This window comes from Kitasatospora sp. NPDC094015 (assembly GCF_040304075.1).
In the GTDB taxonomy this organism is placed as follows: Bacteria; Actinomycetota; Actinomycetes; order Streptomycetales; family Streptomycetaceae; genus Kitasatospora.
On record NZ_JBEOUL010000033.1, the window covers coordinates 34,014 to 53,820 of the forward strand.

The following is a 19,807-nucleotide window of genomic DNA, read 5'->3' on the forward strand; positions in this document are numbered from 1 at the left end:
GTACCGCCGGACCTCGCGCAACCCTCCGCCAGGCCCTGCCGGTAACCGCAACCCGGATGATCCTGAGGAGCAAACCGATGTCGGAGAACCCCGCCACCGGCCGTACCCCGTTGGACCGCACGCCGCAGTGGGCCGCGCTGGGGAAGCACCGGGCGGAGCTCGGTGAGCAGCACCTGCGCGAGCTGTTCGCCGCCGACCCGGACCGCGGCCGCCGCTACACCCTCGGTGTCGGCGACCTCCAGGTCGACTACTCCAAGCACCTGGTCACCGACCGCACCCTGACCCTGCTGCGCGAGCTGGCCGAGGCCACCGGCGTGGCGGCGCTGCGGGACGCCATGTTCCGCGGCGAGAAGATCAACATCACCGAGCACCGCGCCGTGCTGCACACCGCGCTGCGCGCCCCGCGCGGGGCCGTGGTCGAGGTGGACGGCGAGAACGTGGTGCCCGCCGTGCACGCCGTGCTGGACCGGATGGCCGCCTTCTCGGACCGGATCCGCAGCGGCGAGTGGACCGGCCACACCGGCCGCCGGATCCGGCACGTCGTCAACATCGGCATCGGCGGCTCCGACCTGGGCCCGGCGATGGCGTACGAGGCGCTGCGCCCGTTCACCGACCGCGGGCTCGACCTGCACTTCGTCTCCAACGTGGACGGCGCCGACCTGCACGAGGCGCTGCACGGCCTGGACGCCGCCGAGACGCTGTTCATCGTGGCCTCGAAGACCTTCACCACGATCGAGACCATCACCAACGCCGTCTCCGCCAAGACCTGGCTGCTGGCCGAGCTGGGCGCCGGCCAGGAGGCGGTCGCCGAGCACTTCGTCGCGCTGTCCACCAACGCCGAGGGCGTGGCCGACTTCGGCATCGACACGGTCAACATGTTCGAGTTCTGGGACTGGGTCGGCGGCCGGTACTCCTTCGACTCCGCGATCGGCCTCTCGCTCATGATCGCGATCGGCCCGGACGCCTTCCGCCAGCTGCTGGACGGCTTCCACCTGGTCGACGAGCACTTCCGCACCGCCCCGCCGGAGCAGAACGTGCCGCTGCTGCTCGGCCTGCTGGGGGTCTGGTACGGCAACTTCTTCGACGCCCAGTCGCACGCCGTGCTGCCCTACTCGCACTACCTGTCCAAGTTCACCGCCTACCTCCAGCAGCTGGACATGGAGTCCAACGGCAAGTCGGTCGACCGGGACGGCCACCCGGTCGGCTGGCAGACCGGCCCGGTGGTCTGGGGCACCCCCGGCACCAACGGCCAGCACGCCTACTACCAGCTGCTGCACCAGGGCACCAAGACCGTCCCGGCCGACTTCATCGGCTTCGCCCGGCCGGTCGACGACCTGGAGAGCGGCCTGGCCGCCCAGCACGACCTGCTGATGGCCAACTTCTTCGCCCAGACCCAGGCGCTCGCCTTCGGCAAGACGGCCGAGGAGGTCGCCGCCGAGGGGGTGCCGGCCGAGCTGGTCCCGCACAAGACCTTCCGCGGCAACCACCCGACCACCACCGTGCTGGCCACCGAGCTCAGCCCCTCGGTGCTCGGCCAGCTGATCGCGCTGTACGAGCACAAGGTGTTCGTCCAGGGCGCGATCTGGAACATCGACTCCTTCGACCAGTGGGGCGTGGAACTCGGCAAGGTGCTGGCCAAGCGGATCGAGCCGGTGCTGCTCACCGGTGAGGGCCTGGACGCGCTGGACGGCTCCACGGCGGCCCTGGTCGCCCGCTACCGCGAGCTGCGCGGCCGCTGAGCCGGCCCGGTCCGGCCCGGGGTGCGCGGCGCCCCGGGCCGGACCGGCGGCCGCTCGTCTCGTCTCGTCCGGCGGGGCCGATCCGGCTCCGGGAACGCCGAAGGCCCCCTCGCGAGAGCGAGGGGGCCTTCGACCGTCTGTGCGCCGCCAGGGACTCGAACCCCGGACCCGCTGATTAAGAGTCAGCTGCTCTAACCAACTGAGCTAGCGGCGCCTGCTGACGAGGAAGACTTTAGCAGCGGCCCGGCGCGGATCCAAAATCGAATACCGCTGCCCGGGCACCCGGGGTTGGCCGGGCGTTCCGCCGCCCGTCACGCCCGCGGCACCGGCTCCGGCCCGGGGGCCTCCTCGGGCGCGTCCGCCGCCGCCGCACCGGCCCGGGCCGCGCGCACGCAGGCCCAGAGCACCACGGCCGCGCCGGGCAGCCACGGCTCCTGGCTGTCGGGGGCGACGATCCAGCGCCCCGGGCCCTGGCCGGGGGAGTCCGGCGCGTGCACCATCCGCTGGACCGGCGGCACCGTCACGGCGTCGCCCTGGCCGTGGCAGAGCAGCGGCGGCACGTCCCGGGCCCACTCCTCCCAGGCCAGCAGCGAGCGCAGCCGCGCCGCCGCCCCCGGCTGCACGAACAGCAGGGTGCGGCCGCGGAACGAGGCGACCGGGCCGCACCCGGGGCCGGAGGCCCACAGCTCGTCCAGCACCCGGCGCCCGAACAGCGCCGGCATGCTGATCACGTCGAAGACCCGGCCGCAGGGCAGCACCGCCGGCGCCCACGGACGGGACTCCCACAGCGCCCGCATGCTGCGCGGGTACTCGCTGGCGGAGGCGAGCCAGCTCTCGCCGGCCACGGTGACGTACTCCACGGATTGATACGTCCAGATGTCCACGGCAGCAGCGTGGACCGCCCGGCCCGGGGTGCGCGCGGAAAGTGACGTTCGGCGGACAAGCCGGGGGCGGACGGCGTACCCTTACCGGCCGCATATGCCAGAGGCGATTCGCGGGGTACGGGTGGTCCCGGTGGGACGGGTGGGACCGAGCGGTGGGCCTAGTGGTCCTCGCCCCGGCGCTGCAGGCCGCGGCCGTAGTCGACCATCCGGGAGGCGTAGTCCGGGGTCCAGTCGGCCCGGGCGGCGATCTCGGCCGGGGTCAGCGCGTCGAAGCGCCGGGGGTCGGCGAGCTGGGCGGCGGCGATCGCCTGGAAGTCGCTGGCCCGCTCGGCGGCGGCCCGGAAGGCGAGGGTCAATTCGGTCGAGCGGCGGAGCAGTTCGGCCGGGTCGTCGATCGAGTCCAGGTCGAAGAAGCGCTCGGCCTCGGGCTCGTCGGCCTGCGGCTCGAAGATCAGCTGGGCCGGGCGCATGCGCCGGGGTGCGGTGCTGCCCAGCTCGCGGTCGGCCGGGGCGGGTATGCCGCTGCGGTCGGACGCCTGTCGGTGGGCATCGGGCATGAACGCTCCTCCAGATGGTCGGCCGGCTCGCGGGCCGGCCGGTCGGGACCGGACCGCCGTCCATTGTCACTCGCCGGACACGGGTAGCGGAACGGTGCGCGTGCGGTTGCTATTCCCCGCACGGGGAGCGCGGCCGCGACCAGCGCGCCCCCCGGACGGGCCGTGCACCGGGGGTCGCCGCCCGGGCACGGACCGCTGCCCGCGGGCCGGTCGGGGCCCTCAGCCGAGCCGGACCCGGTGCTCCGCGAGATGAGCCAGCACCGCGTGGTTGGCCTCCCAGCCGTCCGGGAACTTCACCGCCACCCCCAGCTGCACCGGTTCGGCGGACGGGTGCTCGTCCAGCAGCTCGGCGATCCCGGCCCGCGCCACCACGATGCAGGCGTGCCGGTGCCGGGAGGCCAGTACGCACAGCCGCCCGGTCTCCAGGTGGAAGGCGGTCGCGTCCGGCCGCCCGGAGAGCGGGTGCAGCACCACCGTGACGTCGTACTCCCGGCCCTGGAGCCGGTTGGCGGTGTCCACCGTGACGGCCGGCCCGGCCGCCGGGTCCACCGGCACGCCGAGCCCGGCCAGCGCGGCGCGCACCGCCGCCGCCTGGTCCCGGTGCGCGGTGCCGACCGCGATCCGGCCGGCGGTCAGCGGGGCCACGCCCTGCTCGGAGCGGGCCGCCAGCCCGCGGTCCAGCAGCCGCCGGACGGTGGCCGCCACCGCCGCGACCGCCTGCGGATCGGTCCGCACGGTGTGCCGGGCCGGCAGCTCCAGCAGCGCCCAGCCGTGCTCGGCAGCCTCGTCGATCGCCGCGTCCACCGCCGACCCGTCCGCCCGCACCGCGGCGGTCAGCAGCCGGTCGCCCTCCCCGGTGCCGGAGCGGAACGGGGTGTACGGGTAGAACGCCGAGGAGATCAGCGGCGCGGCGGTCGACGGCAGCCGCCAGGAGACCGGCAGCCGGTGCGGCCGGATGGTCGGGTTGTGCGCGAGCAGGGTGACCACCGCGCTGCTCGACGGGTCGTAGGACAGGCCCGCCCACTGCTCGGTACCCACCACCGTGAACGGGTCCAGCTGGCCCGGGTCGCCGACGAACAGCGCCCGCTCGAACAGCCGGGCCACCGCGAGCAGCGCGTCCGACCGCATCTGGTACGCCTCGTCCACGATCGCGTGCCGCCACGGGTCGACGTCCTTGACCCACTGCCACTTCGCGGCCGTCGAGATCACCACGTCGGTCTCCAGCAGGTCGCCGACCTTGGCGGAGGCGGTCACGTTGCCGTGCCGCAGCGCCTCCGGGGCGGGGCGGGCGTCGCCGGCGTGCAGCCGGCCGATGGTGAGGTCCGGGCCCTTGACCGCGAGCCGGTCCACCAGGTCGTCGACCTGGCTGTTGGTCTGCGCCACGATCATCAGCCGCTCGCCGGCCGCGACCAGCTCCCGGGCGGCCCGCACCACCAGGGTCGACTTGCCGGCCCCCGGTGGGGAGTCCACCACCACGCCGCGCGGCGCGCCCGGGCCGGGCCGGACGGCGGCGGCCAGGATCGCCGCCACGGCGGCGTCGGCGGCGGCCCCGGGGGAGTCGGGCGCGGGGCCCGCGGTACCGGCGGCGGACGGCTGATGAGCAGTCATGACGGTGTTCATTCCCAGTCTTCGGGTCCGGTAGGCGACGTCCGGTCGGCGCCGGGCGGGCCGCCGTGCGTCCACGGGGTGTCGTCCGGCTCCGGCAGCGGGGCGGACTGCCGGGCGGTCAGCTCGAACAGGGTGAAGACGACCTGCTCGCCGACCTCGGGCAGGCTGCCCGGCTCCGGCTCGCGCTTGCGGCCCATCCCGGACAGCACCCGCACCGTCACTTCGCCCGGCCCGGCCGCGACGATCTCCGCCTTCTGCGCGGACGCCGCCCCGGCCCGGTGCACCTCCCGGCCCGCGTCGGCGTGCGGGCGGTCCGGGGTGGCCAGGGTCAGCAGCGGACGGGGCTTGGCGGAGCGGCCCGAGGTGTCGTACTCCAGCAGCACGGCGGTCACGGTGCCGCTGAACGCCTCCCCGGCCAGCCGGTGCCCGGCCATCGCCAGCGGATCGTCCAGCGCCTCCTGGATGTCCAGGCGCGCCTGCTCGCGCTCGCGCTGCGCCAGCTTGCGGGCCGCGGTCACGGCGTCGTCGCGGCGCGGCTGCGGCGGCTCGCCGGCGGCCAGCCGGTCCCGGTGGCCGGTGTACGACCAGCGGTCACCCTCCCAGCGTTCGGGCAGGTGGGCGGCGGGCGGCAGGGCGCGCAGCAGGTCCAGCCCCTGCCACAGGTCCCGCCAGGTCGGCAGCAGCTCGGACTCCAGGGCCTCGTGCAGCCGCTCGCGGGCCTGCTTGAGGTACAGCTCGGACCGGGCCTCCTCGCCCGCGGCGGCCTGCCGCAGCGCGGCGAGGGCGGCGTCGTGCCGGGTGATCGCCGGGGCCAGCACCTTGGTGTCGAAGCGCGGGTCGGTGGCCGGGCCGGCCGGCGGGTGGAGCAGCCGCCCGTCCGCGTCCCTCCCGGTCTCGGCGCGCTCGGCGGCCGCGGCCCCGGTCATCCCCTCGGGCGGGAAGTGCCAGGCCAGTTGGGCGGCCAGGTGCTGGTCCTCCAGGTGGCTCTGGCCGGTCGCCCAGTGCCGGGCCAGCAGGCCGGTCATCGGCAGCAGCAGGCTGCTGCCCGGCACCCGGGCGCGGTCGGTCAGGTGGGTCAGCCAGCGCCCCAGCAGCGGCACCCGGGTCGGGGCCGGGTACGGGCCCGGATCCGGGTCCTCGGCCGTCCGGCGGAACCTGGTCGACCGGCCGAGCAGCGCGAGGTGGTGCACCGCACCGGAGCCGGGGACGATCAGCTGCGGCGCGTCCGCGCACAGCTCGCGCAGCACCGGCACCTTCTCGCCGGTCTCCGGGTCCTTCTCCGAACCCTCGACCTGCTCCACCTCGTCCGCGAACGAGTCGAGGTAGGGCAGCAGTTCGGCGGCGAAGTCGGCCAGGAACTCGAACCGCTGGCTGCGGTTGAGCGGCTGCGGCACCAGCAGCAGCTTCGGCGCGTCCCGCTCGGTGCCCAGCAGGACGGCCAGCGGCGCCCCGTCCTCGCCGGCGGTCGCCAGCGGGACCAGCACCATCGGCCGCTCGGACAGGTGCCGGTGCCGGACGGTGGCCAGCGGCTCGGCCCGGCCGCTGCGCACCGCCTCCAGCCGGGCGAGCGTGGTGAGCAGGCTCATCGGGCCGGCCTCCCCAGCGCCTCGGCGCGCAGCGCCGCCGCGTACGCCAGCCGGGCCGCGGCCTCGTCGGGACCGTCCGTCCCGTCCGTCCCGTCGGTGCCGTGCGTCTCGTGAGTCCTGCCGCCTTCGGCCGCCGCGAGGGCCCCGGCGACCGTACGGATCGAGCCCAGCTCGCCCCGCACCCCGCGGCCCAGCTGCTCCACCGAGTCCGCGCAGCGGGCCTGGTCGCGGCAGTGGAAGCTGAGCTCGCAGGCCGCCAGGCAGTCCGGGCTGTACGCGGCGGGCACCGCGGCGACGGCCGCCGCCAGCTCCTCGGCGGGCCGGGCCGGGGCGCCGCTGCTGTCCGGGGCCAGGTCGAAGGTGGTACCGGCGGGCAGCGTGTCGAGCAGCTGCTCGATCCTGGTCAGCCGGGCCAACTGGCGCCGGGTGGTGGCCAGTTCCCGCCGGACGTCGACGGCCTCGGCGGTCGGCAGGTTGGAGAAGTCCTTCGGGCAGACCAGCAGCACGGTGAGCGCCGGGCTCCCCGGCAGCTCGTCCACGGCGTACGGGCCGGCGGCGGGCTCCCGGCCGGCCAGCCGGGCGGCCGTCTCCTGCAGCGCCAGCACGTACACCGCCGCCTGCCGGGCCGCCGCGCCCACCTTGGCCGGGTCGGCCGAGCCGTCCAGCACCGGGAAGGACTTGATCTCGACCACCGTGCACCGGCCGCCGTGCACCACCACGGCGTCCGGCTCCAGGTAGGCCTGGCTGCCGGCCACCGTCAGCCGCAGCATCGGGTGGTCCAGCAGCGTCCAGCCCTCGGGGTCGGCGGCGGCCTCGGCCAGCGCCTCCCGGGTGCGCTCGGCCCGCACCGCCGGGGTGGCCCGGGCGAGCAGGTCCGGCACGGCGGGTGGCGCGCCGCCCTCGGGCGGCAGGCCGAGCAGCCGGCGCAGCGGGCCCAGCAGGGCCGCGTAGCCGTCGCTCTTCAGCCGCGCCTCGAAGACGTTGCCGCGGGCGATCGCGAACGGGGACTGGCCGAACGGCGCGGGGCGGCCGAGCTGCTGGGCGACGGCGGCCTTGTCGATGCCGGCGGCGTCCAGCACGGCCCGGCGGCGGCAGCCGGGATTGGCGGCCAGGGCGGCGAGGGCGCGGGCGTCGAGGCTGCGCTGGGGCGCCGCGCCGCGCAACTCGGCGAGGCGCTGCGCCAGGGGTTCGGCCTGCGCGGGATGCGAGACGTTCATGGTGCGCCCCAGTGTTGCACCAGGCACCGACAATCCGGGCGGGCACCCCGCCGCGGGCCCGGTCCGCGCCCGGTCCGCCCGCCCGGTCCGCGGTCCGGTGGTGGCGGCCGGGATCGGTGCCCGGCGCGCCCCGCGGCCCCCCGGTGCGGGATCATGGAGGCAGGCCCTCAACGGCGAGCCGGCCGCGTACCACGTCGCGAGGAGAACCGCATGCCAGCCCGTATCGTGCTCGTCCGCCACGGTGAGACCTCCTGGTCGGCCACCGGGCGGCACACCGGCCGCACCGACGTCCCGCTGACGGAGGAGGGCCGCGCGATGGCCCGCGCCCTGGGCGCCCGGCTGGCCAGGGCGCCCTGGAACGGCCTGCCCGACGCCGTCGTCTACACCAGCCCGCTCTCCCGCGCCCGGGAGACCTGCGAGCTGGCCGGCTTCGGCGACCGGGCCGTGGACCGGCCCGAACTGCTGGAGTGGGACTACGGCCGCTACGAGGGCCGCACCGGCGTCGACATCCGCGCCACCGACCACCCCGGCTGGCTGATCTGGCGCGACGGCGTGCCCGGCGGCGAGAAGCTCTCCGAGGTGGCCGCCCGGGTCGACGGCCTGATCGAGGAGCTCAACTCCCGCCACGGGCAGCCGCACCCGGACACCACCGAGATGCACGGCGCCGACTGCGACGTGGTGCTCTTCGCCCACGGGCACCTGCTGCGGATCCTCACCGCCCGCTGGCTCGGCCTGCCGCCGGAGTACGCGCAGCGGTTCAAGCTCGGCACCGCCGCGCTCTCGGTGCTGTCCTGGGAGTACGGCCTGCCCGCGGTCGAGATCTGGAACGACCACAGCCACCTGGAGTGACGGCGCCGGTCCTGGGTCGGGGGGCGGCTGGGCGGGCGGGCGGTCGGGGCCAGGTGACCGGTCGGGGTCAGGCGGCCGCCGGGGTGCCCTGGTAGACGTCCAGGAAGTGCCGCACCTCCGGCACCCGCCGGTGCTCGCGCAGCCGTTCGGCGGTATGCGCGAGCATCCCGCGGATCCGGGCCGACCGCACCCGGGCGAGCAGCAGGGCGGCCGCCTCGGCGTGCGCCGCCGCCCCCGGCAGGTCGCCCCGGCCGAGCCGGTCGTGGGCCAGCTCGGCCGTGTAGAGCGCCCGGTTGCGGACGAACTGCGGCTCCTGGAGGTCGCAGGCCAGCCCGGCCCGCTCGCCGGCCCGGTCCCACACGCCGAGCGCCGCCCAGCACTGGGCCTCCAGGCCGGCGATCTCCGCCTCGCCGAAGAACGACATCCACTCCGGGTCGGTGCTCCGCCCGCCCCGCTCGAACAGCGTGTGCGCCCGGGTCAGCGCCTGCTCGCAGGCGGATCGATCCTGCAGCAGGGCCCAGCCGCCGGCCTCGCGCATCGAGAGCAGCGACAGCAGCCGGTCCGAACCCAGCCGCCGGGCGGCGGCCTGCCCGGCCTGGGCGGCCCGCAGCGCCTCGCGCGGCCGGCCGGCGTCCCGGGCCAGGAAGGCGCTGTTGCAGAAGACATGGGCCTCCAGCGCCGCGTCCCCGGCCATCCGGGCGGTCGCCAGCGCCTCCGAGTAGAACGAGCGGGCGTCCATCAGCCGGTTCGAGTCGTGTGCCAACCAGCCCACCGAGATGGCCAGTTCGCCGGCGCCGGCCTGCAACCGCCGTTCGGTGGCGGCCGAGTAGGTGCCGTCGTTGAGCAGCAGGTAGGCGGTGCGCAGCGACTGCCCGGCCCGCTCGAAGAGGGTGTCACCGCCGTGCGCGTCGTCGAGCAGCCGGATCTCGCGGACGGCCTCCTCCACCCCGCGCACCTCGGCGGCGCCCACCTTCCGGGGTGCGGGCAGCTCGGGCCGCGCCGCGAGCGGCGGCGGGGCCGCGGCCCGCGCCGGGCCGTCCAGGCCGAGCGCGGCCGCGAGGGCGGTCGGGCCGCCGCTCACGAATGTCCGGCGACGCACGTCGTCGATCTCCTCATCGGGCCATGGCGGTTCGTCGGGCGGGGCAGCGGCGGCCGGTCCGCCGCCGGGGGCCCGGCGGCGGACCGCGGTCCGCGGGGCGAAGCCTAGGTCCGTCAGGGAACGTCCCGGCCACATGTGGCGGAACACCCGCTCGTACGCGTAGTTGGGGCAGCGGATCTCCCCGGCCTCCACCCGTCCGACGTAGCGCGCGTCGCAGGACACGTGCTCGCCGATCTCCCGCGCCGCCCGGCGGACCGCGGTGGCGAACTCTCCGGGTGACAGGGCGCCGCGCAGCTCGCGCATCACGGTGTTGGGGGCCGTGGGAGCGGGCCCGGGCCCGTCCGGTCGCGTGGCTGTCATGCTGCGCTCCGAGATCGTGCACCGAACGTCGTGCCGGTCCCGGGCGGCACTGTCGGACAGCGCCGCCGGGGGTGGGGCGGTGGTGCGGCCGTGGTGCCGGGCCGGGTGGGGCCGGCGGGTGCTGGTGTGCCGGACGGGATCGGGGGTCCGTCCGGCGTCGGCACCGAGAGTACTCGCAGTTACGGTCCGGCCACGGCGCGTGCCGGTCCGGGCTCCGGGCAATAGCGGACAATTCGCCCGCTCCGCCCGGGATCCGCCATGAAATGCCATGGCTTGCCGTACGCCACCCCGTGGCCTCCCGGGCCCGGTCCGCGTTGTCCTGTGTACCTGGACGCCCGCGCCGCTCGCCCCCACCCGACCGAGTGACCCGGCTTCCGACCTGACGAGGTGACAGGAGGGCTCATGGCTACCGGACTGCCGCACCATCGAGGCCTGAGCACCCGGTGGGTGCCGCCGGGCGTCGCCCCCGCGGTCCTGCCGGAGGCGCCCGGCGGCGAACTCCCCGCGCTCGGCGGGGGAGGGGCGGGGGCGGTGCGCCCGGCCGTCCGGTACGACCTGGTGACGGTCTCGGTCCGGCACGGCCTGGAGACCGTCGACATCCTGCGGCTGCGGCGGGCGTGCGGTGCGGTGCTGCAGACCGCCGGCGGCTCGGCGATCGCCTTCCTGGTGCCGGCGGGCACGGCCGCCAGCTGGCACCTGCCCGGCAGCTCCTGTACCGCCGGCGCCGTCCCGCTGCCCCCGACCGACCCCCGCTGGGTGATGCCGCCGGCCGGCCCGGGGGCGACGGCCCGGCCCACCGACGCCTGGGTCCTGCGCTCCGCCCTGTGCGAGGCCGCCTGCACGCTCACCGCGGGCGGCCTCGGCCCGTTCTGAGCCCGGTCGTCCGCTGCGGCGATAATGGTCACCATGGGACGCAGCAGGGCCGGCAGGGCTCCGACCGGGGCCGACGAGGCCACCTCCGCCGCCGGCGCACCCGGCGGCCGCACCCACGCGCAGGGCCCGCTGGTGCGCGCGGTCGACTCCGGGCGGGCCGAACTGCGTCCGGACCGGGACCGCCCGCGCGGCTGGCAGCTGCTGCTGGACGGCGCCCCGCAGTCGCTGGTCGACCTCGACGACCCGACCCACCTCGGCTTCGAGTACCAGCGCAGGCTCGGCCACCTGATCGACCTCGCCGCCCCGCCCGGCCGTCCGATCACCGTGCTGCACCTGGGCGGCGGTGCGCTCACGCTGGCCCGGTACGTCGCCGCCACCCGCCCGCGCTCGCGGCAGCAGGTCGCCGAGATCGACACCGCGCTGACCGAACTGGTGCGCGCGGAACTCCCGTTGGAGCGCGGCTGGCAGATCAAGGTGCGCGGCGCGGACGCCCGCGCGGTGCTCGAACGGACCCCCGAGGGCACCGTCGACCTGGTCATCGCCGACGTCTTCGCCGGCGCCCGGGTGCCCGCGCACTGCGCCACCGTCGAGTTCGCTGCGCTCGCCGCCAAGGCGCTGGCCCCGGGCGGCCGGTTCGCCGCCAACCTCACCGACGGCTCGGCGCTTGCCTTCGCCCGCAGCCAGGCCGCCACTCTGCTGGCCGTCTTCCCCGAGGTCTGCCTGATCGCGGACCCGGCGGTGCTGCGCGGCAAGCGGTTCGGCAACCTGATCCTGGCGGCCGGGCAGCAACCCCTGCCGCTGGAGGACCTGGGCCGCCGGGTGGCCTCCGACTCCTACCTCGGCCGCCTCGAACACGGCCGCGCCCTGGCCGACTTCACCGCCGGCGCCCCCGCCGCCACCGACGCCACCGCCGCCCCGTCCCCGACCCCACCCCCGGGCGTCTTCCACTGACACCTGGCCCGATCGGGACCGAACCACCCTTCTGCGAGCGGGGCTTCCGGGTGTGTGTCCGCGCCCGGTCGTGGCTGCCGTCCGGTGGTCGGCTCAGTGGCCGCTCGGCAGGCCCCGGTGTTTGAAGGCGGCGGCGCCGGCGAGCAGCAGGCCGGCGGCGATCGGGACCAGGACGGCCGTGCCGCCGTCCGTGCCGTCCGGGTGCAGGGGAGTGGCTGCGGCGAGCGCGAGTTCGTCCGCGGTCGGCGGACGGTCCCGGTCGTCGGGGGCCGTCGCGGGGTGGGGGACGGCGGTCGGGGTCGCGCCGGACGGCGGCCTGGCCGGGGGCGGGGCCTGCGGGCCGGGGCGGGTGCCGGCGTCCTGCGCGGGGCCGGTGGCGGTCGCCCCGGCGGCGGGGAGCACCGCTTCCACGGCCTGGCCCGAGCGGGAGGCGCGGGCCGGCAGCTCGCGGCGGGGCTGCGGCGGGACGGTCGGGAGCAGCACGGTGGCGATCGTGAACGCGTCCGGCACGGTGGCCGCCTGGCCGGGGAGCGGGAGGTCGCCCGCCCGGATGCGGTCCCGGAGCACCTGTCCGACCGGAGCGGCCGCACCGTCCAGGACGGGGGCGACGGTCTCCGTGAGCCCGTCCACCAGGCCGGGCGCCGGGGCGTCCGCGTGCTGGGAGCGGCCGGTGCCGGGCTCGCCGGCCGCGGCCTCCGCCGGGGCGCAGAACCCGAGCCCCAGTCCCCAGACTTGGGCGAGCACGGCACCTCCCGCCGCCAGCGTCCGGGCCCTGGGCAGCCGGCCGGCGCCGGCCCGGCAGGCGGCACGGCGGTCTCCGTCGGCCTCGGACGGCGGGTGGTTCGCGTGATTGGCTCGCACGTGAGGGCAACGACCGGACGGCGGTCGGGTCACGCCGGGTGGTGACTGTCCGTCATCACCGTCCGGGGGCGACTTCCACCGTACGGGGGCCGGGAGGGGCGATTTCCAGCCGAATCGGGTCCGCTCCGGCCGGGAGGCGTACTCGGGCGACCGGTGCCCCCGCCGGCGGTGGTCGGAGGGGGCACCGGTCGGCCGCCGGCACCGTCCGGGACGGCGCCGTGGCGAACCGCTCGGGTCGCCACGGACGGTGCCGGACGCTTGCCGGGGCGGTCCGGCGGCCGTGGCTGCCCGTGGGCCGCTCGGGCCCTCAGGTGCCCCGGTGGCTCAGGAGTTGGGGCGCAGGGTCCAGGTGATGGTCATCACACCGGTGACGGCGCCGTCGGCGCGGGTGATCTCCACGGTGACCGGGAAGACCGGGCGCTCGCCCTTGTCCAGCTCGGCGACCACGTCGGCGGCCGGCCGCCCGAGCGTGGCGGTGGCGGTGACCACGCCCATCGCGAGCTTCTTGTACGCGATCTCGGCGTTGACGGCCAGCGGCACCGCCCGGGACAGCTGGTCGCCGAAGGCGGCGAGCACGATGCAGCCGCTGGCCGACTCGGCCAGGGTGAACATCGCGCCGGCGTGCGGACCGCCCACGTGGTTGTGGAACTCGGCCTGGTCGGGCAGCTGGAGGACGGCCCGCTCGGGCGTCGTCTCCAGGTACTCGATCTTGAGCGTGTGGGCCATCGGGACGGTGGAGTCGAGCAGCTGCCCGACCGAAGGAGTGGTCATGGCAGCAATGTTACTAGTGGGTAGCTTGAACGGGGAGGGGTGCCGGGCGGGAAAACCGGACGGGCACGGGTGCCGGGGGCACGGAAAGCCGGCGGGCACGGGCACCGGGGGCACGGAAAGCCGGCGGGCACGGGCACCGGCGGGCACGAAAAAGGCCTGAGGGCCCGGTCTCTCGAAGAGACCGGGCCCTCAGGCTCGATGGGGTGAGTGACGGGACTCGAACCCGCGGCCACCTGGACCACAACCAGGTGCTCTACCAACTGAGCTACACCCACCATCTGTCCGGAGCGTTCCCGCTCCGACAGGAAGAACTCTACAGGATCCGGGAGAGTGCTCGCGCCAGGGTTTCCCCGATCGTCCGGACCGGAGGGCTGGTCAGGGGGTCGGCAGCTGGTGCTTGCTCGCGATCGCCCGAGCGGTGTCGCCGTCGGGTCCGGGCTGGGCGACGAACACCGCCTCGCGGTAGTAGCGGAGTTCGGCGATGCTCTCGCGGATGTCCGCGAGCGCCCGGTGGCTGCCGCCCTTCTGCGGGCTGTTGTAGTAGGCGCGCGGGTACCAGCGGCGGGCCAGCTCCTTGATCGAGGAGACGTCCACGATCCGGTAGTGCAGGTAGCCCTCCAGAGTGGGCATGTCCCGCGCCAGGAAGCCCCGGTCGGTGGCGACCGAGTTCCCGCACAGCGGCGTCTTGCCCGCCTCGGGCACGAACTCGCGGATGTACGCGAGCACCAACTCCTCGGCCTCGGCCAGGGTCACCCCGTGCTCGAGCTCGGTGAGCAGCCCGGAGGAGGTGTGCATGGTGCGCACCACCTCGGGCATGGTCTCCAGCGCCTCGGCCGGGGGGCGGATGATGACGTCCACGCCCTCGCCCAGGATGTTGAGCTCCGAGTCGGTCACCAGGGCGGCGACCTCGACCAGGGCGTCCCGGTCGAGGTCGAGGCCGGTCATTTCACAGTCGATCCATACCAAGCGGTCATTCACGCCACTCACCCTACGGCGCGATCGCGCGAGGCGGACAGCGGTCGGGCCGTGCGGGGGTGCTGCGCCCCGGCGCCGTGGTCCGTCCCGTCCTCCGGGTGCGGTGGTGCGTCCGGGCCGGCGCCGGAGGTGGCCGGCTCGTCCGGATGGGGGCCCGCCGGCCTGGCGGCGCCGTCCGGGCGGTGGCCGAGGCCCTGGCCGCGGGCGCTCGGCTGGTCGTGCCCGTGCTCGTCGGCGACCGCGTGCTCCACCACCGTCCGGTCCTCGCGGGCGCCGTCCCGGACACCGTCGCGGATCCCGTCCCGCAGGCCGTCCCGCAGTCCGGTGCGCGGGCCGGTCCGGCCCTCGGGAGGGCCGTCCGCCCCGGTGACCGGCCGTCCGCCCGGACGCTCCGGGGCCCGCTCGGCCGGCCGGGCCGCGCGGGGCAGCACCGGGCCGGGCTGCGGCGGGACCAGCGGCCGGATCCGGGGCCGCCCGCCGGGGGCGCCCGCACCGGCCTGCGCCGCCGCTCCTTGCCCGGAGGGCTGGTAGCCGCCCGGGTGACCGGGCTGCGGCTGGACGGGGGGGTAGGCCGAGGCGTACGCCGCCGCCGAGGCACCGGCGTACGGCTGTGCCGAGGCCGCGGACGGGCCGCCGGCACCCGCGCCGACCAGCCCGCCGCCGAGGCCCGGACCACCCGTCAGGGTGCCCGCACCGCCCGCGCCCAGGCTCTGCACCGACCGGTCGCCCGGCAGCGCCTGCGGCGGCACCCCGCCGGCCGGCGCGGGCCGGCGGGCCCGGTAGGTGGTCCGGTAGGCGGCGGGCGAGACCCCCAGCTGGCGGCGGAAGTGGCCGCGCAGCGCGACCGGCGAGCGGAACCCGCACCGGCGCGCGACGTCGTCCACCGACAGGTCGGAGGTCTCCAGCAGGCGCTGGGCCTGCAGCACCCGCTGGGTGATCAGCCACTGCAGCGGCGCGCTGCCGGTGAGCGTGCGGAACCTCCGGTCGAAGGTGCGCCGGCTCATGTAGGCGCGAGCCGCCAGCACCTCGACGTCGAACTGCTGGTTGAGGTTCTCCAGCGCCCAGGTGACCACCTCGGCCAGCGGGTCGTTGCCGATCTCTTCAGGTAAAGACTGATCGATGTACTGGGCCTGTCCGCCCCCGCTGCGGCGGTTGGGCACCACCAGACGGCGGGCCAGCGCGTTGGCGGCCTCGGCGCCGTGGTCGCTGCGGACCACGTGCAGGCACAGGTCGATGCCGGCGGCGGTGCCGGCCGAGGTGAGCACGTCGCCGTCGTCCACGAAGAGCTCGCGCGGGTCGACGTGCACCCGCGGGTAGCGCTTGGCGAGCGTCGGCGCGTACATCCAGTGCGTGGTGGCCGGGCGGCCGTCGAGCAGGCCGGCGGCGGCGAGCACGAACGCGCCGGTGCACAGGCCGATGATCCGGGCGCCCTCGTGGTGGGCCTTGCGCAGCGCGGTGATCGCCTCGGCGGGCGGCGGCTGGGAGATCGAGCGCCAGGCCGGGACCACGATGGTGCCGGCCCGGGAGAGCGCCTCCAGGCCGTAGGGGGCGGTCAGGGTCAGCCCGCCGGTGGTGGTCAGCGGGCCGTCCTCGCCCGCGCAGACCAGCAGGCGGTAGCGCGGGACGCCGGCGTCCTGGCGGTCGACGCCGAAGACCGAGAGCGGGATGGAGCTCTCGAAGATCGGCGCACCGCTGAAGATCAGGACCGCGACCGTCTCGCGGCGCCGCCGGCCGGAGAGCTTGCGCGGGGCGGGGGTGATCAGCGCGGCCGGCCCGGCGCCGCCGTTCATGCCCCCGGGGCCGCCGCCCGGGCCGAGCTGGGCCGTACCGGCTGACGGGGCGCCAGGAGCCGTGGCGGAGCCGGCGGCGGACGGGCCGGCCGACAGGATCGCGGTGCCCGGCCCGGCGGCGGACGGGCCGTCGGCCGGGTGCGGTGCGGACTGCCCCCAGCCGCCGGAGGCGCCGAAGCCCGCCGACTGGCCCGTGGCGGTGGCGAACTGGCTGTGCGTCGGCGCGGTGCGGCCGGTTCCGGCGGCGGAGCCGAAGCCGGTCATCGGGCCGGGGCCGGTGGCGGTGGAGCCGGAGCTGGTGGCCGAATCGGCCGCCCGGTGGCCGAACTGACCACCGGTCGGGTGGCCGGGGTGCCCCGGGGTGAACCGGTCCGGACGGGGGGCGACGGCTCTGGAGGCGGTACGGCCCGGGAGACTGGTCGACGGCCGGCCGCTGTCAGGACCCGTGTCGCTCCTGCTCACCCTGCTCAAGGCGCTCCAGCCCCCTCGGTGGTGTGGTGTGGTGGTGCCGCGCTGTTCGCCAAGATCGAATCTACTTGGTGGACCGTTGCCGTTGTGACAAGTTCACCATCCGACGCTATGTCGACATGGCAATTTGGCGCGATGCATTCGATCACGAAGCGTGGCACCCGTCGACCCCCCTGTGAAGGGGGCGGGGGCAATGCTGGCTGGTTGTCGCACGACCGATCACCCGCCGTCGCCGATCGCCACCCCTCCGTCACCGCCGTGGACTGCGGCTTTGTCCAAGCGGAAGGGGGTGGTTGCAGATTGACCGAAAACAGGCGGTGGGAAACGGGGGCGTGCGACCCGGTCACGCGCGCTGCCGGTGGTCGGTCGGACGGGGCGGTCACGCTGCGACGACCGCGCCGAGCGTGCGCGGAGTGGGCGCTGGGCGGGCGCCGGATCCACGAGGCGCCCGGTGGTACGGGGTTCGGCCACGGGGCGGCCCGGGTGGCCGGGCACCGACCGTCCGCGGCCGACTAGGGTCGGCCCATGGAGATGCGCGGCCGGCTCGAACTGGCCAACGACAACGCGGCCGCGTTCCACCTCGCCCAGGCCGCCGTCCGGGGGTGGGAACACCTCCGCCGCCCCGGGTACGCCGCCGTGCGCTGCGACCCGGAACCGCTGGAGGCGCACCGCGTCGTGGTCACCCGCCGCTACCCGGACCGGACCGCGCTGGAGGCCGAACTGGTCGCCCTGTTCAAGGAGTGGCGCACCGGGCACCTCTGCCTGGAGGACCCGTACGGGGGCCTCGACCTCTCCCGGTACGGCTGCGAGGCGGGAATCGGTCAGGCCGTGATGGTCCGTGAGCCCGGCGCCGCCGGTCGGGACGCGGCGGTGGCCGGGCGCGCGACCGCCGACGGACTGACGGTCCACGAGGCGGTCGACGCCGACGGGTTGGCGGTGGTGGAGCGGACGGTGGTCGACGGCTTCCCGGTGTTCTCCCGACTGCCGTGGCAGCGCGGGGGCCTGCTCCCGGAGGTGCTGCTCGGCCTGCCGGGCCACCGCGCCTGGCTCGCCCGGATCGACGGGGCACCGGCGGCCGCCTGCGTGACGTACGACGACGGGGAGAGCGTCGGCGTCTACTGGGTGGCCACCCTGCCGCAGCACCGCTCCAAGGGGGCGGCCCGGGCGCTGCTGGAGCGGGCTCTCGCCGGGTACCAGGAGCGGGCGGTGACGCTGACGGCCACGTTGCTCGGCGAACCGCTGTACCGGCGGATGGGGTTCCGTGAGCACGGGGTGAGCCGCTGGTGGCGGTTCCCGGGCGCCCCGCCGGCGTACGGCGGGGAGCGGTCCGGGAGTTGATCGGCGCCGGGGGTTGATCGGGCGCCAGGCGGGCATCCGGTCGGGGAAGTTCGGGGAGTTCGGGGGAGTTCGGGGAACGGCGCTCGGACGGGCGACGGTCAGGCGGTGTCCAGCCGGGCGGCCCGGTGCTCGGGCGAGCGGGAGGCGCCGGGCGAGCCGGGTGCGCCGGCCAGGACGCCGGCGGCGATCCGGGCCACGGTGCCGAACTGCTCGGCCGGGGGCGTGGCCGCGGGGTCGAACCGGGCGCCCCGCGGACGGAGCCGGGCCGGCTTGGCGACGCCGGCCCCGACGAGGGCGGCGGCGTCGGCGGTGACCGGGGCGGCGGCTGCGCGCGCCGCCGGGGTACGGGAGCCGGCCGTCGGGGCGTTGCGGGCGCTCAGCACCAGGCCGACCGCTTCCGGCAGGCCGCGTGCGCTCACCGTCGGCCGGTACCCCTGTTCGCTCCACGGGCGGCCGTGGTGCAGCCAGACGCTGCGCAGGCCGGTCGCCTCGGCGCCGGCGATGTCGGCCGGTGCGTGGTCGCCGACCATCCAGGTGTGGGCGGTCCAGTCGAGCACCGGCGGGACGCCGCAGCGCTTGGCGGCGATCTCGAAGATCAGCGGATCGGGTTTGACACAGCCCGCCTCCTCGGAGATCACCCAGCCGTCGACCAGCGCACCGAGCCCGGTCCGGCGGATCTTCTCCAACTGCGGCCGGGTGCCGCCGTTGCTGACGATGCCCAGGGTCCATCCCGCGGCGCGGGCCGCCCGGAGTGCCTGGATGTGCGAATCCGGACAGGCGATGTGGGAGTTGATGCCGCGCCGGTAGTGGGCCAGCAGCAGGTCCATCGAGTGGTCGAGACCGTAGCGGCGTTTGGCTGCACCCAACACCGTGCTCCGCGGCACGTAGCCGCTCCCGTCCATGGTGGAGAACCAGTCGATGTCGGTGGTGGGGAGCCGGTGTTCGGCCAGGAAGTCCTGGGCCCAGGCCCGGTAGGCGGCGTCTCTCGGGAGCAGCGTGTTGTCGAGGTCGAACAGGAGCAGCGACATGCGCAGCATGCTGCCAGCGGCGATCCCTATGCATCTGGCAATTGCCAAACGGCGGCCCGAAATGCCGGGGATTGGCCGGATCCCACTGATACTGCGGCGTCGGCGGCGGTTCGCCGGTGCCGTGGACGGGAAGGGTGGAACGACCGGGACAACCGGTATGACCGGTCCGACAAGACGCAACGGGGTGTCGGTCGGGTCACGTTGTGTGGACATCCTGTTGCGTGCGGGGGGCTGGTCGGTCAAGCTCCAGGGAACCTTCTCTCCGGCCGGGCTCGGGAGCACCCGTCGGCCCGGCGGGTCGGGGGGCGCGCACGGTCCGGCGCGCACCCGCCATCAGCGGGATGATCGCCGGAATCGGGGGCTCTGCTGCTGGGCCGGGGACCCGGCTCGTCGTACTCTGAAAGGAACAGGTCACATTCTGTGGTGCACGGTGCGGAACGGCTCGGTGCCGCGAACGGGACTTGTTGCCGGGGCAGAACTCGCCCCTCCTGTCGGCCCGCCTCAGTCTGAAGAGCTTTGAGCCATGGTTGGTTTTGAGCCTCCCGCCTCCCCCCAGGCGGACGCCGCCGCACGCCGGGTCGATGACTCCGTGCCCCGCTCCCGGGACGCCCGCCGGAGCGCCCGCGCATGGGCCGGCCTGATCCTGCGACTCGGCAGGCAGCAGCGCCACCCGGCGGACGGTGCGGGAGTTCCCCGGCCGTCGGGCTTGTCGGGCTTGTCGGGGGCGTCCGGAGCGATCCGGGCCGAGGCGGTGCAGCGGGACGGTGCCGGCGAGGGCGCGCAGACGGGCGGCCGCGGGGCCGGGCCGGTGCGCCGGGCCACCGCCGGAGCCGGCGGCCCTGCGGTCAGCGGT

At 76.0% G+C, this 19,807-nt stretch carries 15 protein-coding genes, 2 tRNA genes and 1 pseudogene; 5 read left to right on the forward strand and 13 right to left on the reverse strand.

Annotated features, from left to right (window positions below; translation table 11 throughout):
- Nucleotides 1-77: 77 nt before the first annotated feature.
- Nucleotides 78-1,739, forward strand: a complete 1,662-nt coding sequence (gene pgi / locus ABT014_RS28970; protein ID WP_350642176.1) for a glucose-6-phosphate isomerase — start codon at nucleotides 78-80, stop codon at nucleotides 1,737-1,739.
- A 140-nt stretch (nucleotides 1,740-1,879) separates the two neighbouring features.
- On the opposite strand, the gene ABT014_RS28975 is transcribed toward pgi, so the two are convergent.
- From ABT014_RS28975 to ABT014_RS29000, 6 genes are all read right to left on the reverse strand, one after another.
- Nucleotides 1,880-1,953: transfer RNA gene (locus ABT014_RS28975), tRNA-Lys, on the reverse strand.
- Nucleotides 1,954-2,050: 97 nt separating this feature from the next.
- A complete protein-coding gene (locus ABT014_RS28980) occupies nucleotides 2,051-2,623 on the reverse strand; it encodes a bifunctional DNA primase/polymerase (protein ID WP_350642177.1) in 573 nt (190 codons plus the stop codon).
- Between the two features lie 158 nt (nucleotides 2,624-2,781).
- Nucleotides 2,782-3,180 carry a DUF8844 domain-containing protein gene (locus ABT014_RS28985; protein WP_502895122.1) on the reverse strand — a complete coding sequence of 133 codons (399 nt, stop codon included), beginning with the start codon at nucleotides 3,178-3,180 and terminating at the stop codon, nucleotides 2,782-2,784.
- Between the two features lie 219 nt (nucleotides 3,181-3,399).
- On the reverse strand, nucleotides 3,400-4,788 hold the full coding sequence (locus ABT014_RS28990) for an AAA family ATPase (protein ID WP_350642178.1): 1,389 nt from the start codon (nucleotides 4,786-4,788) through the stop codon (nucleotides 3,400-3,402).
- Between the two features lie 8 nt (nucleotides 4,789-4,796).
- Nucleotides 4,797-6,374: a hypothetical protein gene (locus ABT014_RS28995; RefSeq protein ID WP_350642179.1), complete on the reverse strand. Its 1,578-nt coding sequence runs from the start codon at nucleotides 6,372-6,374 to the stop codon at nucleotides 4,797-4,799.
- Nucleotides 6,371-7,591: a hypothetical protein gene (locus tag ABT014_RS29000; RefSeq protein ID WP_350642180.1), complete on the reverse strand. Its 1,221-nt coding sequence runs from the start codon at nucleotides 7,589-7,591 to the stop codon at nucleotides 6,371-6,373. The genes ABT014_RS28995 and ABT014_RS29000 overlap by 4 nt, the downstream gene beginning before the upstream one ends.
- A 210-nt stretch (nucleotides 7,592-7,801) precedes the next feature.
- Here ABT014_RS29000 and ABT014_RS29005 point away from each other — a divergent pair, with 210 nt between their 5' ends.
- Entirely contained in the window at nucleotides 7,802-8,440 is a 639-nt protein-coding gene (locus ABT014_RS29005) for a histidine phosphatase family protein (RefSeq protein WP_350642181.1), read from the forward strand.
- Between the two features lie 67 nt (nucleotides 8,441-8,507).
- Here the strand turns inward: ABT014_RS29005 and ABT014_RS29010 are convergent, their stop codons facing one another.
- Complete coding sequence (locus ABT014_RS29010) at nucleotides 8,508-9,899, reverse strand: NsdA family TPR-like regulatory protein (RefSeq protein ID WP_350642182.1); 1,392 nt, start codon at nucleotides 9,897-9,899, stop codon at nucleotides 8,508-8,510.
- Between the two features lie 402 nt (nucleotides 9,900-10,301).
- Between ABT014_RS29010 and ABT014_RS29015 the strand changes: the two genes are divergently transcribed.
- Together ABT014_RS29015 and ABT014_RS29020 are read left to right on the forward strand one after the other, a co-directional pair.
- On the forward strand, nucleotides 10,302-10,772 hold the full coding sequence (locus tag ABT014_RS29015; protein WP_350642183.1) for a hypothetical protein: 471 nt from the start codon (nucleotides 10,302-10,304) through the stop codon (nucleotides 10,770-10,772).
- A gap of 33 nt (nucleotides 10,773-10,805) precedes the next feature.
- Nucleotides 10,806-11,723, forward strand: coding sequence for a spermidine synthase (locus ABT014_RS29020; protein WP_350642184.1), 918 nt, complete (start codon nucleotides 10,806-10,808; stop codon nucleotides 11,721-11,723).
- Between the two features lie 93 nt (nucleotides 11,724-11,816).
- On the opposite strand, the gene ABT014_RS29025 is transcribed toward ABT014_RS29020, so the two are convergent.
- The 5 genes and pseudogenes from ABT014_RS29025 to ABT014_RS29045 form a co-directional block, all read right to left on the reverse strand.
- On the reverse strand, nucleotides 11,817-12,467 hold the full coding sequence (locus tag ABT014_RS29025) for a hypothetical protein (protein WP_350642185.1): 651 nt from the start codon (nucleotides 12,465-12,467) through the stop codon (nucleotides 11,817-11,819).
- 441 nt (nucleotides 12,468-12,908) lie between these two features.
- Nucleotides 12,909-13,355 (reverse strand): DUF4442 domain-containing protein, encoded by a 447-nt coding sequence (locus ABT014_RS29030; protein ID WP_350642186.1) that lies wholly within the window; start codon nucleotides 13,353-13,355, stop codon nucleotides 12,909-12,911.
- A gap of 199 nt (nucleotides 13,356-13,554) precedes the next feature.
- Nucleotides 13,555-13,630: transfer RNA gene (locus ABT014_RS29035), tRNA-His, on the reverse strand.
- Nucleotides 13,631-13,730: 100 nt separating this feature from the next.
- Nucleotides 13,731-14,333: an oligoribonuclease gene (gene orn / locus ABT014_RS29040; RefSeq protein WP_350642187.1), complete on the reverse strand. Its 603-nt coding sequence runs from the start codon at nucleotides 14,331-14,333 to the stop codon at nucleotides 13,731-13,733.
- Nucleotides 14,334-15,094: 761 nt separating this feature from the next.
- A pseudogene (locus ABT014_RS29045) lies at nucleotides 15,095-16,120 on the reverse strand (helix-turn-helix domain-containing protein); the annotation flags it as partial.
- 993 nt (nucleotides 16,121-17,113) lie between these two features.
- Between ABT014_RS29045 and ABT014_RS29050 the strand changes: the two are divergent.
- On the forward strand, nucleotides 17,114-17,926 hold the full coding sequence (locus ABT014_RS29050; protein ID WP_350642188.1) for a GNAT family N-acetyltransferase: 813 nt from the start codon (nucleotides 17,114-17,116) through the stop codon (nucleotides 17,924-17,926).
- A gap of 98 nt (nucleotides 17,927-18,024) precedes the next feature.
- Here the strand turns inward: ABT014_RS29050 and ABT014_RS29055 are convergent, their stop codons facing one another.
- Nucleotides 18,025-18,954: an HAD family hydrolase gene (locus ABT014_RS29055; RefSeq protein WP_350642189.1), complete on the reverse strand. Its 930-nt coding sequence runs from the start codon at nucleotides 18,952-18,954 to the stop codon at nucleotides 18,025-18,027.
- Nucleotides 18,955-19,807: the final 853 nt, after the last annotated feature.

What these genes read in the sequence shown, in the direction of transcription:
- pgi (WP_350642176.1), top strand. Translation starts at nt 78, where the DNA reads ATGTCGGAGAACCCCGCCACCGGCCGTACCCCGTTGGACCGCACGCCG.
- ABT014_RS28985 (WP_502895122.1), bottom strand. Translation starts at nt 3,180, where the DNA reads ATGCCCGATGCCCACCGACAGGCGTCCGACCGCAGCGGCATACCCGCC.
- ABT014_RS28990 (WP_350642178.1), bottom strand. Translation starts at nt 4,788, where the DNA reads ATGACTGCTCATCAGCCGTCCGCCGCCGGTACCGCGGGCCCCGCGCCC.
- ABT014_RS28995 (WP_350642179.1), bottom strand. Translation starts at nt 6,374, where the DNA reads ATGAGCCTGCTCACCACGCTCGCCCGGCTGGAGGCGGTGCGCAGCGGC.
- ABT014_RS29000 (WP_350642180.1), bottom strand. Translation starts at nt 7,591, where the DNA reads ATGAACGTCTCGCATCCCGCGCAGGCCGAACCCCTGGCGCAGCGCCTC.
- ABT014_RS29005 (WP_350642181.1), top strand. Translation starts at nt 7,802, where the DNA reads ATGCCAGCCCGTATCGTGCTCGTCCGCCACGGTGAGACCTCCTGGTCG.
- ABT014_RS29010 (WP_350642182.1), bottom strand. Translation starts at nt 9,899, where the DNA reads ATGACAGCCACGCGACCGGACGGGCCCGGGCCCGCTCCCACGGCCCCC.
- ABT014_RS29015 (WP_350642183.1), top strand. Translation starts at nt 10,302, where the DNA reads ATGGCTACCGGACTGCCGCACCATCGAGGCCTGAGCACCCGGTGGGTG.
- ABT014_RS29020 (WP_350642184.1), top strand. Translation starts at nt 10,806, where the DNA reads ATGGGACGCAGCAGGGCCGGCAGGGCTCCGACCGGGGCCGACGAGGCC.
- ABT014_RS29030 (WP_350642186.1), bottom strand. Translation starts at nt 13,355, where the DNA reads ATGACCACTCCTTCGGTCGGGCAGCTGCTCGACTCCACCGTCCCGATG.
- ABT014_RS29050 (WP_350642188.1), top strand. Translation starts at nt 17,114, where the DNA reads ATGGAGATGCGCGGCCGGCTCGAACTGGCCAACGACAACGCGGCCGCG.
- ABT014_RS29055 (WP_350642189.1), bottom strand. Translation starts at nt 18,954, where the DNA reads ATGTCGCTGCTCCTGTTCGACCTCGACAACACGCTGCTCCCGAGAGAC.